Origin of the sequence: Vibrio cincinnatiensis, assembly GCF_022113815.1 — a bacterium.
GTDB classification, from domain to species: domain Bacteria; phylum Pseudomonadota; class Gammaproteobacteria; order Enterobacterales; family Vibrionaceae; genus Vibrio; species Vibrio cincinnatiensis_A.
Window position 1 is genome coordinate 16712 of the sequence record NZ_SGOM01000010.1, and the last position, 16471, is coordinate 33182.

The 16471-nt window shown below is 42.5% G+C and carries 16 protein-coding genes and 1 tRNA gene; 11 read left to right on the forward strand and 6 right to left on the reverse strand.

The window, feature by feature from the left end:
- Nucleotides 1-52: 52 nt before the first annotated feature.
- Nucleotides 53-2056: an NADPH-dependent 2,4-dienoyl-CoA reductase gene (locus EXA13_RS12735; RefSeq protein WP_238133499.1), complete on the reverse strand. Its 2004-nt coding sequence runs from the start codon at nt 2054-2056 to the stop codon at nt 53-55.
- Nucleotides 2057-2240: 184 nt separating this feature from the next.
- Between EXA13_RS12735 and sppA the strand changes: the two genes are divergently transcribed.
- Both sppA and ansA read left to right on the forward strand, forming a co-directional pair.
- Nucleotides 2241-4091 carry a signal peptide peptidase SppA gene (gene sppA, locus EXA13_RS12740; protein ID WP_238133500.1) on the forward strand — a complete coding sequence of 617 codons (1851 nt, stop codon included), beginning with the start codon at nt 2241-2243 and terminating at the stop codon, nt 4089-4091.
- Nucleotides 4092-4219: 128 nt separating this feature from the next.
- Entirely contained in the window at nt 4220-5233 is a 1014-nt protein-coding gene (gene ansA / locus EXA13_RS12745) for an asparaginase (RefSeq protein WP_238133501.1), read from the forward strand.
- Nucleotides 5234-5363: 130 nt separating this feature from the next.
- Here the strand turns inward: ansA and EXA13_RS12750 are convergent, their stop codons facing one another.
- A complete protein-coding gene (locus EXA13_RS12750; RefSeq protein ID WP_238133502.1) occupies nt 5364-5648 on the reverse strand; it encodes a YeaC family protein in 285 nt (94 codons plus the stop codon).
- A gap of 102 nt (nt 5649-5750) precedes the next feature.
- Here EXA13_RS12750 and EXA13_RS12755 point away from each other — a divergent pair, with 102 nt between their 5' ends.
- Nucleotides 5751-6563 (forward strand): DUF2989 domain-containing protein, encoded by an 813-nt coding sequence (locus EXA13_RS12755; protein WP_238133503.1) that lies wholly within the window; start codon nt 5751-5753, stop codon nt 6561-6563.
- Nucleotides 6564-6622: 59 nt separating this feature from the next.
- On the opposite strand, the gene msrB is transcribed toward EXA13_RS12755, so the two are convergent.
- Nucleotides 6623-7027 carry a peptide-methionine (R)-S-oxide reductase MsrB gene (gene msrB, locus EXA13_RS12760; protein WP_238133504.1) on the reverse strand — a complete coding sequence of 135 codons (405 nt, stop codon included), beginning with the start codon at nt 7025-7027 and terminating at the stop codon, nt 6623-6625.
- Nucleotides 7028-7365: 338 nt separating this feature from the next.
- Between msrB and gap the strand changes: the two genes are divergently transcribed.
- The 8 genes from gap (at nt 7366) to EXA13_RS12800 (ending at nt 14058) form a co-directional block, all read left to right on the forward strand.
- Nucleotides 7366-8361: a type I glyceraldehyde-3-phosphate dehydrogenase gene (gene gap, locus EXA13_RS12765; protein ID WP_238133505.1), complete on the forward strand. Its 996-nt coding sequence runs from the start codon at nt 7366-7368 to the stop codon at nt 8359-8361.
- Nucleotides 8362-8478: 117 nt separating this feature from the next.
- The gene (locus tag EXA13_RS12770) at nt 8479-9363 is read left to right on the forward strand and encodes a D-hexose-6-phosphate mutarotase (protein WP_238133506.1); all 885 of its coding nucleotides are present in this window, start codon (nt 8479-8481) and stop codon (nt 9361-9363) included.
- Between the two features lie 86 nt (nt 9364-9449).
- Nucleotides 9450-10268, forward strand: coding sequence for a 23S rRNA (guanine(745)-N(1))-methyltransferase (gene rlmA / locus EXA13_RS12775; protein ID WP_238133507.1), 819 nt, complete (start codon nt 9450-9452; stop codon nt 10266-10268).
- A 207-nt stretch (nt 10269-10475) separates the two neighbouring features.
- Entirely contained in the window at nt 10476-10838 is a 363-nt protein-coding gene (locus tag EXA13_RS12780) for a hypothetical protein (RefSeq protein ID WP_238133508.1), read from the forward strand.
- A gap of 103 nt (nt 10839-10941) precedes the next feature.
- Complete coding sequence (locus EXA13_RS12785; RefSeq protein WP_238133509.1) at nt 10942-11463, forward strand: DUF2058 domain-containing protein; 522 nt, start codon at nt 10942-10944, stop codon at nt 11461-11463.
- A 147-nt stretch (nt 11464-11610) separates the two neighbouring features.
- Nucleotides 11611-11701 (forward strand) — tRNA-Ser (locus EXA13_RS12790).
- A 251-nt stretch (nt 11702-11952) separates the two neighbouring features.
- Nucleotides 11953-12297 carry a YajD family HNH nuclease gene (locus tag EXA13_RS12795; protein WP_238133510.1) on the forward strand — a complete coding sequence of 115 codons (345 nt, stop codon included), beginning with the start codon at nt 11953-11955 and terminating at the stop codon, nt 12295-12297.
- 216 nt (nt 12298-12513) lie between these two features.
- On the forward strand, nt 12514-14058 hold the full coding sequence (locus tag EXA13_RS12800; RefSeq protein WP_238133511.1) for a methyl-accepting chemotaxis protein: 1545 nt from the start codon (nt 12514-12516) through the stop codon (nt 14056-14058).
- Nucleotides 14059-14180: 122 nt separating this feature from the next.
- On the opposite strand, the gene EXA13_RS12805 is transcribed toward EXA13_RS12800, so the two are convergent.
- The 3 genes from EXA13_RS12805 to EXA13_RS12815 form a co-directional block, all read right to left on the reverse strand.
- The gene (locus EXA13_RS12805) at nt 14181-14735 is read right to left on the reverse strand and encodes a DUF1440 domain-containing protein (RefSeq protein ID WP_238133512.1); all 555 of its coding nucleotides are present in this window, start codon (nt 14733-14735) and stop codon (nt 14181-14183) included.
- A 346-nt stretch (nt 14736-15081) separates the two neighbouring features.
- Nucleotides 15082-15519, reverse strand: coding sequence for a TIGR01244 family sulfur transferase (locus EXA13_RS12810; RefSeq protein ID WP_238133513.1), 438 nt, complete (start codon nt 15517-15519; stop codon nt 15082-15084).
- Nucleotides 15520-15535: 16 nt separating this feature from the next.
- Nucleotides 15536-16399, reverse strand: coding sequence for an MBL fold metallo-hydrolase (locus tag EXA13_RS12815; RefSeq protein WP_238133514.1), 864 nt, complete (start codon nt 16397-16399; stop codon nt 15536-15538).
- Between the last annotated feature and the right edge of the window lie 72 nt (nt 16400-16471).

Here is a 16471-nt window from a genome sequence, read left to right on the forward strand (position 1 = left end):
CCGATCTCGCTATCGGCCCTTACGAAATGCTCCGTTACTGTGATGGTAATAGCTACAGTTTCAGAGCCAACTCAACACCTTGACGGATAGCGCGAACCGCATCCAGTTCTCCAGCATGATCTGCGCCACCAATAACGTGTAATTTATTCCCAAACTGGGCCCACTTATCCTCAAACGGTCGAACCGATTCTTGGCCTGCGCAGAGAATAATATGGTCTACGGCTAAGAGCTGAGGTTTTCCATCCTGCGTGATATGCAGCCCCTTTGCATCAACCTTTTCATAGCTGACGCCCCCCAACAGATGGCCCCCCCGTTTTTCTAATGTACGCTTATGGATCCATCCTGTAGTTTTTCCCGGCCCCCGCCCGACTCGGCCTTTACGTCGTTGCAGTAACCAAACTTGCTGTTCACTTAACACTTCCGGATAAGGGTACAAACCACCTGGGTGCGCCATCTCTTTATCAATGCCCCACTCATGCAACCAATCTTCTAAGCTATTTTCTTCAGGCTCAGTCAACATAGTTGCTACATCAATGCCGATCCCACCTGCACCAATGATGGCAACCTTGTGACCAACAGGGGGCTTTTCACGAATGAGCGTTTGATAATTCATGACTTTCTCTGAATTATTAACCCCATTTAACTGAACATTTCTCGGTTCAACCCCAGAAGCCATCACGACCTCATCATAGTCAGCTAACATCTCAAAGGTGGCTTCACTAGCCAGGTGTAAATGAACGCCAGTTTGATCAATCCGGTTAGCAAAATAGCGGATGGTTTCTCGAAATTCTTCTTTCCCTGGGATTTGCATGGCTAAACGAAATTGCCCTCCAATTCGATCATGCCGTTCAAATAAATCTACCTGATGCCCACGTTCAGCTAATGTTGTCGCACAAGCAAGCCCGGCTGGCCCCGCGCCAATAACCGCAACTTTTTTCTTTATCACCATGGGTTGAACAGTCAGTTCCGTCTCATAACAGGCACGCGGGTTCACCATGCAGGAAGCTCTTTTTGCCTGAAATATATTATCTAAACAGGCTTGATTACAGCCAATACAAGTATTGATCAACGCGGCTTTCCCTTGCTCAGCTTTCGCCACAAATTCCGCATCCGCAAGAAAGGGTCGAGCCATCGAAACCATATCGGCTTGCCCACTGGCGAGAATTTTCTCTGCCTGATCCGGCGTATTAATTCGGTTACAAGTGACTACAGGAACACTCAAGTATGATTTAATCTTTTCCGTGACCCAACTAAATGCAGCTCGCGGCACTTGGGTTGCAATAGTAGGGATCCGAGCTTCATGCCAGCCAATACCCGTATTAATAATGGTTACTCCAGCCTGCTCTAACGCTTTAGCCAGTTCAATAACCTCTTCAAAGGTGCTTCCCTCTTCCACTAAATCCAGCATAGATAAGCGAAAAATAATAATGAAATTTGGACCTACCGCAGCACGAATAGCACGTACAATCTCTAAAGGAAGACGAATGCGGTTTTGATAACTGCCACCCCATTCGTCATAACGAACATTGGTTCGTTTACAAATAAATTGGTTGAGAAGATAACCTTCCGACCCCATCACCTCTACGCCGTCATACCCAGCAAGCTGAGCGAGTTCCGCACTATTAGCAAAAGCATCAATGGTTTTACGGATTTGTCTGGCACTCATTTCACTGGGTGAAAATTTGGCTATTGGGGCTTTAATGGCAGATGCACTTTGGGCAAAAGGATGCATGGCATAACGACCTGCGTGAAGTAGCTGTAACGCGATTTTTCCACCATGACGATGTACCGCATCAGTCACCACTTGGTGTGCTTTGGCATGTTTAGCTTTACTAAATTCAGCACTAAAGGGATGCAACCGACCGCGTAAGTTCGGAGAAAAGCCCCCAGTGACAATCAAACCGACCCCGCCTTTGGCTCGTTCTTCATAAAATGCAGCCAGCTTGTGCAAACCGTCTTTGTGTTCTTCAAGCCCGGTATGCATTGACCCCATTAATACGCGATTACGCAGTTGGGTGAATCCTAAATCTAATGGCTGTAATAAATGTGGGTACATAGCGACATCACTTTTGCTGTTCTCATTATGGTCGGACCAGAATAATCTTGCCCTTAATAAAAATCAAACAAGCGTTTACATTTTTGTAACACCGATCAATCTTGTAGTTGTTTGGGTATGGCAGATCACGTAGGATGTTACACACTATTTTCAGGACATCATCCACGGTTGCATTGGAGAGACAATGAGACAACTATTCCGATTTATTGGGCTGATATTTAAAGGGTTTTGGAAAATTATTACCTTTATCCGTTTGGCGCTCACTAACCTTATTTTTTTATTAAGCATCGCTATTGTTTACTTTTTGTATCTGAATGCCGACTCCCCCACTCCTGTCGTAGATAAAGCCTCAGCTCTTGTGCTTAATCTCTCCGGTCCAATTGTGGAACAAAGCTCTTACCTTAACCCAATGGATTCCGTCAGTGACTCATTATTTGGCCGTGAATTACCACGAGAAAATGTCTTGTTTGATATTGTTGACACACTGCGTTATGCAAAAAACGATGACAACGTTACTGGGCTAGTGCTCGCCTTACGAGAACTACCTGAAACCAATTTGACGAAATTACGTTATATTGCCAAAGCCATCAATGAATTTAAAACCTCCGGCAAACCCGTCTATGCGATTGGTGATTTTTATAATCAAAGCCAATATTACCTTGCAAGTTATGCTGATAAAGTTTATCTCGCTCCCGATGGTGCTGTCATGCTACACGGCTACAGCAACTATAACTTGTACTATAAAAGCTTACTGGAAAAACTTGATGTCAATACCCATGTGTTTCGGGTGGGTACCTATAAGTCTGCTGTTGAACCCTTTATTCGTGATGACATGTCTGATGAAGCCAGAGAATCGGCAAGCCAATGGTTAAGCCAACTCTGGGGCGCTTACATTAGTGATGTTGCAACCAATCGTCAGTTAGATCCGCAAGTGCTAAATCCAACAATGGAAGAATTTTTAGCATTACTCAAAGATGCCTCAGGTAACTTGGCTGAACTCTCACGCACTTTGGGATTGGTCGATCAACTGGCTACTCGGCAACAAGTACGCAGTGAACTGGCCCAAGTTTTTGGTAGTGATGGTGAAGACAGCTATAACGCGGTGAGTTACTACCGTTACCGTAATACGATGAAACCTACATTTACCCCTAATGCGGATGATATTGCGGTTGTCGTAGCAAGTGGCGCGATTATGGACGGAACTCAATCTCGTGGAAATATTGGCGGTGATACGACCGCAGGGTTGCTTCGTCAAGCCCGTAATGATGAAAAAGTTAAAGCGGTCGTCTTACGAGTAGACAGCCCTGGGGGTAGTGCGTTTGCATCCGAAATCATTCGTAATGAAATTGAAGCCCTGAAAGCAGCAGGAAAACCCGTTGTGGTTTCAATGTCGAGCCTAGCAGCATCAGGAGGATATTGGATCTCAATGAGCGCGGATAAAATCGTTGCGCAACCCACCACTCTCACCGGTTCTATTGGCATTTTTAGTGTCATCACCACTTTTGAAAAAGGGCTAAATAAACTCGGTATTTATACCGATGGTGTGGGCACTTCCCCTTTCTCTGGTGTTGGAATTACCAGTGGACTCAACGACAACGTTAAAGATGCGATCCAAATGGGTATCGAAAATGGCTACCAACGCTTTATCTCTTTGGTTAGCGAAAATCGTAACCTAACCATTGAAGAGGTGGACAATATTGCACAAGGACACGTCTGGACAGCCAAAGATGCGCAACAATATGGTCTCGTCGATACCTTAGGGGATTTTGATGATGCAGTAGTAATTGCCGCGCAATTAGCCCATCTAGAACACTATAATCTTTACTGGGTTGAAGAACCACTTAGCCCTGCTCAACGTTTTCTTCAAAACCTACTGAGTGAGGCACAAGCAAGGTTTGATATCAATTTATCGAGCTTGGTGCCTGCGGCTTTACACCCTGTCACGCAACAATTAATACAAGACGCTTCTATGCTCAATCAACTCAATGATCCCAAAGGGTATTACGCACTGTGTTTAACATGCCAAAGCAACTAACACACTAACATTAATTCCCCTTTTGCAATGCAAAAGATGAAGAGGCACTTTCTAGGACTGTGCCTCTTTTTATTGCAGAAGTTTCCGCTATAATTTTGCGCCTGTTCCCTACAATAAGTGATACCCCTATGACTAGAAAGCATATTTATATTGCCTACACTGGCGGTACTATTGGTATGAAAAAATCTGATCACGGTTATGTTCCTGTGGCTGGATTTATGGAAAAACAATTGGCTGGCATGCCTGAATTTCACCGCCCAGAAATGCCTCAATTTACCATCCACGAATATGATCCCCTGATTGATTCCTCCGATATGACGCCAGAAGATTGGCAAGTCATTGCCGATGATATCCGTGATAATTACGATAAATACGATGGTTTTGTCATACTACATGGTACGGATACCATGGCTTATACAGCCTCAGCTCTATCGTTTATGTTTGAAAACTTAGGCAAACCCGTCATTGTCACTGGCTCACAAATCCCACTTGCTGAAATTCGCTCGGATGGGCAAGCCAACCTACTGAATTCATTGCATATTGCTGCAAATTACCCCATCAATGAAGTCACCCTATTTTTCAACAACCAATTGATGCGTGGAAACCGAAGCACCAAGTCACATGCAGATGGTTTTAGTGCCTTTACCTCTCCCAACTTACCCCCCTTGTTAGAGGCAGGTATCAATATTCAGATCAGCAATAATGTTAACGTCGATGAAAAACCGCAGGGTGAATTTTTTATACATAACATCACTCCACAGCCAATAGGTGTGATCACTATGTATCCTGGCATTTCGCATGAAGTGATCCGGAATACTTTACTTCAACCTGTAAACGCAATGATTTTGCTGACTTTTGGGGTTGGTAATGCCCCACAAAACCCTGATTTATTAGCCCATTTACACGATGCCTCTCAGCGGGGAGTTATTGTGGTTAACCTGACCCAATGCCTTGCAGGTAAAGTGAATATGGGAGGTTACGCAACAGGATGTGCACTGGCTGATTCAGGAGTGATCAGTGGCTATGATATGACACCAGAAGCTGCCCTCGCTAAATTGCACTTTTTACTTAGCCAAAATCTTTCTTACCAAGAAGTGAAAGAGAAAATGCAGCAAGTACTGCGGGGAGAAATGAGTTTGTGAGATCATAACCAAGACCTCACGCTCTAAATGGGTTCTTTTTTCCCGACAATACCCAATAGGTGTTGTCGGGTTTGTAGCATCATCCGTGATTTATAGAAATTCAGAGATCTCTTACCTAAGTTCAAGCCAATTATTCTTGATTAGGATTAATACGCACGATATCTTCCTGTCCTGTTCGAAAACGCTTTTTAAGCTCAGCTTTCGATTTCAAAACCATCTCACCACCAATCGCTATACTCATGTGGTCAGCATCAAGATTATGCTTTGATTGATACAACATCACAGCTTGCATACAATAATCTCGCTGTGATGAAGAAAGTGGTGTACCTTCAGGCCACTTACCCGTTTCTACTGCGAAGAGTAAACGCTCATATGCTTCTGGGGTGATAGCATCAATCAACTGATGTGCATTCATGACCTTTTCCTTGACGACTAAAACTGGGGCTACCATAGCGACCCAATATAGTGAGTCAAGAGTTGCTAAATAAATAAGTGTATCGGATCACAAGCTACGACTATGAATTGGATAAAAGCCTTACCATTATTGTTACCTGTATTACTGAGCGGCTGTCTTGAAAACCGTAAAAATACAGAAAAACTTTGTCTCGACAATCCTGTGTTACAGTGCGAGAGATTAAACATTCATGATGGGCAATGCCGAGTCGCTCGGACCGACCTCATCTGGCATCGTTACGATGCCTTATCAAACCCGAGTATTGATAATAAAATTACCGAATATCAGCTAACCCAAACCTACCAAAAATGCTTAGAACTTGCCGCCCAAATCCAAGTAATTGACCAAACTGAGCTGAAACAAAAACGGTTCTCAGCTCTGATCAATTCGGGAGAAGATTTAAAGCGCTTAACACAAGAGCTACACCAATTGCGCACGCCGAAAGCGCTCTATTTTCTTTGGAGTCAAACTGGAGATAAGCAAGCTCGCCGTGAATTTTTACAATTAGAAGGGAAACCTGAACTGGATAATGCAGAGATGCAATATGCATTAGCGACCTTCTATACCACAAGAGATAGAGAGAAAACCTTACGCCTACTGATACGAGCATTGGAACTTAGCCCTGAAAATAATATCAATCCGGAGATTTTCCAATCACTCGCCAGCACCTACCAAACGTTAGGCCAGAAAGAAAATGCCTACCTTTGGGCAATGGTGGGTAAGCAGTTTGGTGTTCAAATCGCCTCTCAAGCGGAATTAAAATTGATGTATCCCTTTACGGATGAGAAGTTTTCTCAGATCAATGGGTTAGCCGATCAATTAGCAAAAGCTATTCGTAAAGGTGAATTTACCCATCGTTTAGTTCCCAGTTCATAGCAGTTCATCAGGTGAATGTAAGCTTTCAACAACACATGCTGAAATTATCACCACTTTTTTCACTTTTTGTTGAAAATTAACGACACCGAGTTAACACAGAATCGTTCCCCTGTGGTCTTCGGGCCATCGGGGAATACATGTCCTAAATGGCTATCACACACCGCACAACGAATTTCAGTACGTACCATTCCGTGACTATGATCCTCTAAATAGCGAATAGCCTGTTCATTAATTGGCGCATCAAAACTTGGCCAACCACATCCAGAATCATACTTGTTATCAGAACTAAATAAGGGGGCTTCACAACAGGTGCAATGGTACAAACCTGTTTGTTTATTGTGCAGTAACAGGCCACTAAATGGGGCTTCTGTCCCTTGCTGACGACAGACGTGATAAGCTTCCTCACTGAGAGTCTCACGCCAGTATCCATCTGGTTTTACAATACTTTCTTCTTTTTTAATCATGACGTTATTCTCCTATACATCCCCTGATTTTTATGCTTTTTTTATGAAAAACTTGCGCATTTTATATTTTGTAGCACATACTTTCTCACCATGACACAAGGAATAACTAATAAGCCACCACACTTCGGTGACTTGGGTATATTTTACGTCAATCGGTAGAGATAAAAAGCAGCACCCAGGCTAAATCTTAACCAGTTGCAACGGATTGTTAAAAAAAGCGCTGCTTTTTTTTGACTTTAAACAAGTTAAGTCCGATTATCTGTTGCAGACACTTACTGGATTCTGTAATTTTACTACCAGTTATCTTTAATCAGAAATTAAGTTGTGGAGCAACTATAATGACTATCAAAGTAGGTATTAACGGTTTTGGCCGTATTGGCCGTTTCGTATTCCGTGCAGCACAAGAGCGTAACGACATCGAAGTTGTAGGCATCAACGATCTAATCGATGTTGAATACATGGCATACATGCTAAAATATGACTCAACTCACGGTCGTTTCAACGGTACTGTTGAAGTAAAAGACGGTAACCTAATCGTTAACGGTAAGACTGTTCGCGTAACTGCAGAACGCAACCCAGCTGACCTTAAATGGGATGCCATCGGTGTTGACGTTGTTGCTGAAGCAACAGGTATCTTCCTAACTGACGAAACTGCACGTGCTCATATCACTGCAGGTGCAAAAAAAGTAGTTTTGACTGGTCCTTCTAAAGACAAAACTCCTATGTTCGTTATGGGCGTAAACCACGAATCTTACGCAGGTCAAGACATCGTTTCTAACGCCTCTTGTACTACTAACTGTCTAGCACCTATTGCTAAAGTTCTGAACGATAACTTCGGTATCGAATCAGGTCTAATGACTACAGTTCACGCAACAACTGCAACTCAAAAAACTGTTGACGGTCCTTCTGCAAAAGACTGGCGCGGTGGTCGTGGTGCTTCTCAAAACATCATCCCATCTTCAACTGGTGCAGCTAAAGCAGTAGGCGTTGTTCTTCCAGAACTAAACGGCAAACTAACTGGTATGGCTTTCCGCGTACCAACAGCAAACGTTTCTGTTGTTGACCTAACTGTTAACCTAGAAAAACCAGCTTCTTATGAAGAAATCAAAGCAGCAATGAAAGCCGCTTCTGAAGGTGCTCTAGCTGGCGTACTTGGTTACACTGAAGATGCAGTTGTATCAACTGACTTCAATGGTGACACTCGCACTTCAATCTTTGATGCAGCGGCTGGTATCGCACTAACTGACAAATTCGTGAAAGTTGTATCTTGGTATGACAACGAAATCGGTTACTCAAACAAAGTTCTAGACCTAATCGCTCACATCTCTAAATAATGTAACGATTAGCGAAGAAATTCGTTGAGAAGAAAGGCGACCTTTGTGTCGCCTTTTTGCTTATCTGGAATATAAAATATCCTAGATATCTAGGAGTTAATCCCTCAGGAGCTACACATGGACTTAACAACTCTCCCTACTTTAACCGCACTCTCTGACTGTGTGACCATTGTTGAAAAAGATGACGTTAAAATTGTTCGTATTATCCACGATAAGGCCGTAGCGGGTATTGCACTGCACGGTGGCCATGTCCTTTCTTTTCAACCAAAGGGGCAACCTGATTTGATCTGGATGAGCGATAATGCCCTTTTTGATGGAAAGGCTGCTCTTCGAGGTGGTATTCCGATCTGTTGGCCATGGTTTGGACGAATCGCAGCTCCTGCTCACGGGTTTGCTCGTTCAACAGAATGGACATTGATTGAACATAGAGAAAATGAGCAAGGGGTTATTATTTCCCTTGGACTGGAAACCTCAGAGCAAACGCTGGCAATATGGCCTCACCATTTCCAAGTTCGCTTACTAGTCGAAGTCCGTGAGACCTTGCAGATCACTCTCGAAGTACTCAATACAGATCAAAAAGAATGGACCTTCTCTGGAGCATTACATACTTATCTAAATGTGGGCGATATCCGTCAAACGGAAACAACGGGGATGGGGCTTGAATACCTCGACAACCTTAACCATGGACAAAAAACAGCGGGTACCAATAGCCTTGTTCTCACCGATACCATTGACCGAGTATACACTCAGCCAAACGAACAAATTCAGGTGAAAGACCCGGTATTGAATCGGACTCTAGTGGTTAAAAATCATGGTCATAATTCAGCAGTTTTGTGGAACCCGTGGTCACAAGGTGCACAAACCATGGCTGACATGAAGGATGATGGCTACCAAACCATGCTTTGTGTTGAATCAACATGGCATGCCAACCGTCTAGAAGATGGTAAAATTTTACAACCGGGTGAGCGTTATCAACTATCCACAACATTATCGGTTCAATAATCTTGAGGACAGCATCGGCTGTCCTTTTTATTTCGTTCGCTTACCGTTAAACTTGACCTCTTTATTTTGCTGATTATTGGATCCCTATGGCTTACGTCTGCCCCCTTTGCCATCACCCCCTATATTTACAAGAACGCAGTTACTTTTGTGATAATCGACATCAATTTGATGTTGCCAAAGAAGGTTATGTCAACTTAATGCCAGCTCATCATAAACGTTCTAAAGATCCTGGTGATAATAAGGAGATGATGCAAGCAAGACGCCGCTTTTTACAAGGCGATCATTACCATCCAATGCGAGAGGCGGTCAGTACGCTCTGCGTTCAAGCACTAGCCAATACCTCCCACCGATTACTTGATATTGGATGTGGTGAAGGCTATTACACTCAGTATATTGCCGCCGCCATTCAAGAGCATACAGCTAGCGCTAAAACGTACGGTTTAGATATTTCAAAAGTTGCCATTCGTTTTGCCGCTAAGCGATACCCAAAGGTAGATTTTGTAGTGGCATCCAGCCACCGACTTCCTTTTGCAGATCAATCATTGGATGCCATTTTACGGATATACGCCCCTTGTAAAGCGGAAGAACTTGACCGAGTACTCACTAATCATGGAGTGATCATAACGGTGACCCCCGCAAGCCGGCACCTCTACCAGTTAAAAGAAAAAATTTATCAACAAGTTCAATTGCATGATGAAACACCAGAACAAATTGCAGGTTTTACCCTCGAACACCAACAGCCACTACATTACACCATGTCCTTATCGGGTTCTGAAGCTTTTGATCTTCTTCAAATGACCCCCTTTGCTTGGCGCGCTACAGACGCTCTTCGTGAAGAGCTTAAGTCCGCACAACAGGTTGAATGTGAGGCCGATTTTATAATTCGCCTCTACAGAAAACTATAAAACACCACAACAAACAGACAAAGGATGATTCAACCACAAGATGTGGGCACACTCTTTGCTTATTAATTATCGACCATTGATAGATACAAAAAATACACACAAGTTTTTAGATAAACAGTCGATATCATTAATATTCAAGAGATCAATAGGGCAAAGAATTTGCCCTATTCCGGCAAAGGTCTGCAGCACTGAAGAAGGAGAAGCCATATGAACTCAGTTAGTACGGGAACCACCGCCCACTCTTCACCCAGTACGGTTCACTCCCCTTCCGCCCTCAACATTAATGATGAAATAGAAAAAAAAGCACCACTTAAAACAGAAGGTACAAAAGTCACGCTCTCAGAAGAAGGGAAAGCCTTACTTGCCGCCTTAAAAGAACTGGATAAAGAAAACCAAGCTGAAGAACTAAAATCAAAAACGGTGGGAGACAAAGTAGAAGCTTTTACTCATGGAGCACTCGGCATGGAGCACCCTAAAAAACCAGAACAACCCGATGATACCCCTTATACTGCGGGGAAATACCTTTCAGCTGCCGCAAAAGTCGGAGGTATGTTACTGCTTTTAGTATAAGCGAACCTTACCCAGTAACATCACGCTTATTCTCCCTCTCTCCTCTTTCCTTGCTGGCAGCGAGTCGGTACACTTAGCCATTATTTCTTGAGTGGAACGGACCATGACACGATTATCTCTTCAAGAGCAAATGCTCAAAGCTGGCCTTGTAAACGAAAAAAAATTAAAAAAAGCCAAAAAAGGTTCTAAGAAGTCACGAGTTCAAGCTCGTGAAGTAAAAGCGGCCGTTGAAGCCAATAAGCAACAACAACAAGAGCGGGATAAAGCACTCAATAAACAACAGAAAGAACAACTGCTAACCAAAGAAATTCGATCTCAAGTCAAACAGTTAATTGAAATGAACAAACTCCCTTTAAACAGTGGAGACATCCAATACCATTTCACGGATGGAACTTTAGTGAAAACGCTTTATATTGACCCACAAACCCGAGATCAACTGATTAAAGGCCTATTAGCAATCGCCCGTTACGAAGAAAGCTATGCCATCATTCCCAATATTGTAGCTCAAAAAATCTGGCAACGTGATGAGCAAAGCATTATTAATGCGCCCTGCGAGTCAGATGCAACCATTGATGAAGACGACCCTTATGCCGACTATGTCGTTCCTGATGATTTAATGTGGTAACACGCTTTAAACTTAAAAATTTTATGTAAGGCATACCGATAAATTCCAATCGGCAATCAAAATCACCCAATACGAACAAAATTACAGCAAACAGCATCGCTAGCACTTTACAAGCTGGAGGAATCCCTTTACTATTCGGCCCACAACGGAGAGATGGCTGAGTGGTTGAAAGCACCGGTCTTGAAAACCGGCGTACGTTAATAGCGTACCTAGGGTTCAAATCCCTATCTCTCCGCCACATTCAAGCCCTTGATTTATCAAGGGCTTTTCTCGTTTTAGTACCTAAATCATTATCTCTCTCAACCTGAGCAAAATCACCAACTAAACCGACTCCAAAATAAGTCTATCTTGCTTCTTTTTCTCTGTAGCCATACAACCAGCCACTGCTCAATCTAAAACCTTTTCGATAATTTTTTCATTCAAGCTTTGCTCAACGAAGCATTTTCGTCTTTAATATCGTCGTGTTCAATAACAGATTGGGGAAAAATAATGTCATCCGACTTTTATGGTTCTAGCGCTGAATATGCGCGTAAAGAGAGTGGTTACCGAGAGAAAGCACTAAAACTTTACCCTTGGGTATGTGGTAAATGTGCCCGTGAATTTGTTTATTCAAATTTACGTGAATTAACCGTCCATCATAAAGATCATGACCACACGAATAACCCTGAAGATGGCAGTAACTGGGAACTATTATGTTTGTATTGTCACGATCATGAGCACTCGAAATACACAGAACATGAGCGTTACGGCGTCGACCCTGTTGCACGGTTAGATGAGCATAAAAGTGCCACCTATAACCCCTTTGCTGACCTTGCAAATATGATGAAAAAATAGCAAAAACACAAGAAAAGATACTGGCCATTTAACGCTTGTTTTATATACAGATATTTTATTAGTCTTGTGTCAATTTGATAGCATATTAATGATACACATCAAGTTTTTGTCATCTTTGTCTGATAGTGTAGCTCTCTTAATCTTACAGGCATCAATTTCCACTCTTTGATAGCCTGTATGAATCATTGTTAATCAATTAGCATTAAAGAGATGAATATGGCAGATAAAAGAGTACGATATTCAGACAAAGATAGCCTGATATCCACCACAACCCCTGATAGCCATATCACCTATTGTAATAAGGATTTTTGCAAGGTTTCGGGTTACCAAGAAGAAGAATTGCTTCACCATCCCCACAACGTAATTCGCCATGACGATATGCCTAAAGCGGCGTTTGGCCAGTTATGGCAATATATTCAGTCTGGAAAAAGCTGGATGGGATTAGTCAAAAATAAATGTAAAGGCTCTGGACATTACTGGGTTTCAGCTTTTGTGACTCCTATCATGGATAAAGACGGTAAAGTCTTTGAATACCAATCCGTTAGAACACAACCAAGTGATGCACAAATTTCACGTGCCTATTCACTCTACGCTAAACTTCGTAAGGGAAAAATATCCATACGGCGAATCAAGTGGATGACACTCGCTTTGAGTGTGGTCATCGCAGAATTCGTTGCTCTTGGTGTCTTCACGATGTCATCGATCTCTCCCATTGAACTTCTAAGTACACTGGTTCCGCTAACCCTTGCTCAATTTGCATTATTAGCTGTGATTCAAAAACGCCTTAATGCGATCAATATATTAGCGAAAAATGATTACGATAACCCTCTAATGGAACAACCATATACTGGGTACTGTGATGATGTTTCGCGTATTGAGTTGGCGATATTAATGAAACGAGCCGAGTTAAGAGCAGCAACAGCTCGGGCAAATGAAACCGCCACCTATCTACTACAATCTGCCAATGAAGAAGTGGATAACTGCCAATCGATTGATAATGAATTGGGTGAGCAGAATGTAGCTACAGATGCCATGGCAGTGTCGGCTGAAGAGATGCTAGCGTCCATTGATGAAGTCGCCAAGCAAGCAAAACAAAGTGCTGAATTTGTCAATCATGCCAGAAATAAAGCACAAGAAGGAACGCAGACGATTGATGAAGCCGTCAAAACCGTCCTTGAGCTTAGTCAACATTTAGATAGCTCTAAAGTGGCACTGGAGCGACTCTATACCGATGTCAATGGCATTGAAACGATTCTCGAAATGATTCAAGGTATTGCAGAACAGACCAATTTACTGGCCCTAAATGCTGCAATTGAAGCCGCCAGAGCAGGTGAACATGGCCGAGGTTTTGCTGTTGTCGCCGATGAAGTCAGAGCTCTTTCGAGTAAAACCAGTGCCTCCGTAGAAGAGATCCATGAAAAGATTGAATTATTGCAAACAGCTGTAAATCAAACGGGCAACCTAATGGAAAATGGTATTCAATCATCTGAACAATGTGTGATTAAATCTCAAAAAAGTAAGGCTTCTTTTGAAGCGATCGTCAATGATTTAGCCTCAATTGGAGAGCAGAGTGCTCATACATCACAAGCACTGACAGAGCAAGTACAAGTAACACAAGGTATGAATGAGCATGTACTCAGAATGAAAGAAGCGATTCAGTCAACCAAATTACTGTCCTCCACTTCTGTCGAGCGAACACATACTTTGGTGGGTAGTCTAGAAAGCTTACAACGTTTAGTGAAACAATTTAGTGCTAAATAAGCTAAAGGAGTGAGATGTAAATGCCAATCTAGAAGGGATCGTTCACTTTTGGCAACCTCTTACCGTTGGTAGAGGTTGCCAAAATAAACGAAGGAAAGATGCCAACGCTTATGTCGGTATTCTTAGCTTAACGCGACTTCTGGATCCGGCTCTTTGGTCATTTTTTCACGCAGATAACCACGAATCATTTCAATAGACCAGAACCATACAATATGACCAAAGATCTCTGAAATGTACTCGCTTGCAGGAAGGTGAGACCAAGTCGGAGTCAGCCCTAGCCACACAAAAACCGTACCATGCGTACAAACAGTGACGATCAAACCCGCCATTACACCTTGCCACATTTTTACTTTTGGAAAAATTTCAGCAATCACACAGTAGCCGATGGCAAAAGTCAGAGAAAAAATGATATGAGTAACCATTACTGGGTTGATGATATGTTCAGCAAAAGTATAGACCGTTTGTGTTGGGTCAATACCAAGATAATCTCTTAAGAAAATATAAGGAGGGTTAAATTCAGCACGACCATCGCTAATGGTTCTCGGTGGTAATGGGACTTCTGCCCCCCACTTAACAAATGCTGACATAACGCCACTAATGATACCGATAAACAAAGCGACAACATAATGACGACGCTCTTTCGGTGTTCTAACAAAAAGGGAGCGAATAAATTCCACGTGAAATACCTCTTAAATCATACTGACTACAATTAGTCTGAGACATCATACATGAAACATTTTGAAACATCCTTATTTTTGTGACATGAGTCTCATATGATGATGTTTTATTACACTGATTTACAAAAATCCGTATTCCGGATTCATCAGAATGACGTGATGTGCTTAATCGATTCATTCCAAAAACTTCGGATGCTTATTTAGAAGCCCTTTTACTGTCATTATGGAGATAGCATGAGAAGTACATACTTGCTGTTGGGAACACCTGTTGAATATGGCAAAAAATAGAGCCATACCATTACCCTTGGCCCTCATTCACTCGCGTTACTCTTCGACAAATAAAGGATCAGGAAAGTGGCGAAGTGCCATCTTTAAATTCACCTTGTATTAATCGGCTGAGATCAAATCCTTTCTCTTTTGCCTTCGCTACACGAGCTGTTAGCGTGGAAAAATCTTCACTGCCCATCGACCACAACATACTGCAACGCGTGCCTGTACGACAAAAAGCAACAATAGGTTTAGGTGCTTTTTCCAGTAAATCGGTAAACATCGCCACTTGCTGTGAAGTGATCTGCCCAGAAATGACTGGCATGTGATAATACTCGAGACCATATTTTTCCGATTCTTGTTCAATGTCGCCATTTAAAGGCTGCCCCACTTCTTCACCATCAGGACGATTGTTAATCACCGATTTAAAGCCTAAATGTGCAATTTCACGGATATCGCTAGGTAAAATTTGCGGAGCAACGGTGATGTCATTGCTTAACGCTATCAATGTCAGCATAAAAAACCCTTATTCATTAAATCTGATTGACTGGAATTTTAAGATATTGAATACCATTGTCCTCAGCAGGAGGGAAAATACCCGCTCTCATATTGACTTGTACTGACGGCAAAAGAAGGGTTGGCATCTTCAACATGGCATCTCTTGCCTGCCGCATTGTCACAAACGCCTCTTCACTCATACCGTGTTTAACATGAATGTTATGTAAACGCTCTTCAGCAATCGTGGTTTGAAATGAAAAAGTTTCCCGCCCAGGAGCTTTATAATCATGGCACATGAAAACTCGCGTTTCATCTGGCAAAGTAAATAGCTTTTGAATGGATTGATACAGCATTTTTGCATCACCACCCGGGAAGTCACAACGAGCCGTACCGTAATCAGGCATAAATAGTGTATCGCCAACAAAAGCACTATCACCAATAACATAAGTCATACAGGCGGGAGTATGACCAGGGGTATGAATTGCTGTAGCTGAAATCGCCCCTAGCATAAAGGTTTCTTGATCGACAAAGAGGTGATCAAATTGACTGCCATCCATCGAAAAGTCCGAACCAACATTAAATAGCTTGCCAAATGTATTCTGCACAACCGTAATATGTTGGCCAATGGCTAATTGCCCCCCGACATGTTGCTGAATATAAGGTGCAGCAGTCAAATGGTCGGCATGCACGTGCGTTTCCAAAATCCACATAACGGACAAATGACGTTGATTGATAAAGGTAATCAGTTTATCTGCTGACGCATACGATGTTCGCCCTGAAGCTGGATCGTAATCAAGTACAGGATCAACCACTGCACATTGCTGAGTTTTGGGATCAACAACAAGGTAGCTATAAGTAAAAGTATTTGGATCAAAAAACTCATAGACTTTTGGCTTCATGGCATACTCCCGACTTTAAATTAGGCAATTCTAATTTAAAGACATATTGTCTGAAAGACCAACCACAATCCC

Bases quoted from the DNA above. Each gene is read 5' to 3' on its own strand.
- EXA13_RS12735 (WP_238133499.1), bottom strand. From the start codon at position 2,056: ATGTACCCACATTTATTACAGCCATTAGATTTAGGATTCACCCAACTG.
- sppA (WP_238133500.1), top strand. From the start codon at position 2,241: ATGAGACAACTATTCCGATTTATTGGGCTGATATTTAAAGGGTTTTGG.
- ansA (WP_238133501.1), top strand. From the start codon at position 4,220: ATGACTAGAAAGCATATTTATATTGCCTACACTGGCGGTACTATTGGT.
- EXA13_RS12750 (WP_238133502.1), bottom strand. From the start codon at position 5,648: ATGAATGCACATCAGTTGATTGATGCTATCACCCCAGAAGCATATGAG.
- EXA13_RS12755 (WP_238133503.1), top strand. From the start codon at position 5,751: ATGAATTGGATAAAAGCCTTACCATTATTGTTACCTGTATTACTGAGC.
- msrB (WP_238133504.1), bottom strand. From the start codon at position 7,027: ATGATTAAAAAAGAAGAAAGTATTGTAAAACCAGATGGATACTGGCGT.
- gap (WP_238133505.1), top strand. From the start codon at position 7,366: ATGACTATCAAAGTAGGTATTAACGGTTTTGGCCGTATTGGCCGTTTC.
- EXA13_RS12770 (WP_238133506.1), top strand. From the start codon at position 8,479: ATGGACTTAACAACTCTCCCTACTTTAACCGCACTCTCTGACTGTGTG.
- rlmA (WP_238133507.1), top strand. From the start codon at position 9,450: ATGGCTTACGTCTGCCCCCTTTGCCATCACCCCCTATATTTACAAGAA.
- EXA13_RS12780 (WP_238133508.1), top strand. From the start codon at position 10,476: ATGAACTCAGTTAGTACGGGAACCACCGCCCACTCTTCACCCAGTACG.
- EXA13_RS12785 (WP_238133509.1), top strand. From the start codon at position 10,942: ATGACACGATTATCTCTTCAAGAGCAAATGCTCAAAGCTGGCCTTGTA.
- EXA13_RS12795 (WP_238133510.1), top strand. From the start codon at position 11,953: ATGTCATCCGACTTTTATGGTTCTAGCGCTGAATATGCGCGTAAAGAG.
- EXA13_RS12800 (WP_238133511.1), top strand. From the start codon at position 12,514: ATGGCAGATAAAAGAGTACGATATTCAGACAAAGATAGCCTGATATCC.
- EXA13_RS12810 (WP_238133513.1), bottom strand. From the start codon at position 15,519: ATGCTGACATTGATAGCGTTAAGCAATGACATCACCGTTGCTCCGCAA.
- EXA13_RS12815 (WP_238133514.1), bottom strand. From the start codon at position 16,399: ATGAAGCCAAAAGTCTATGAGTTTTTTGATCCAAATACTTTTACTTAT.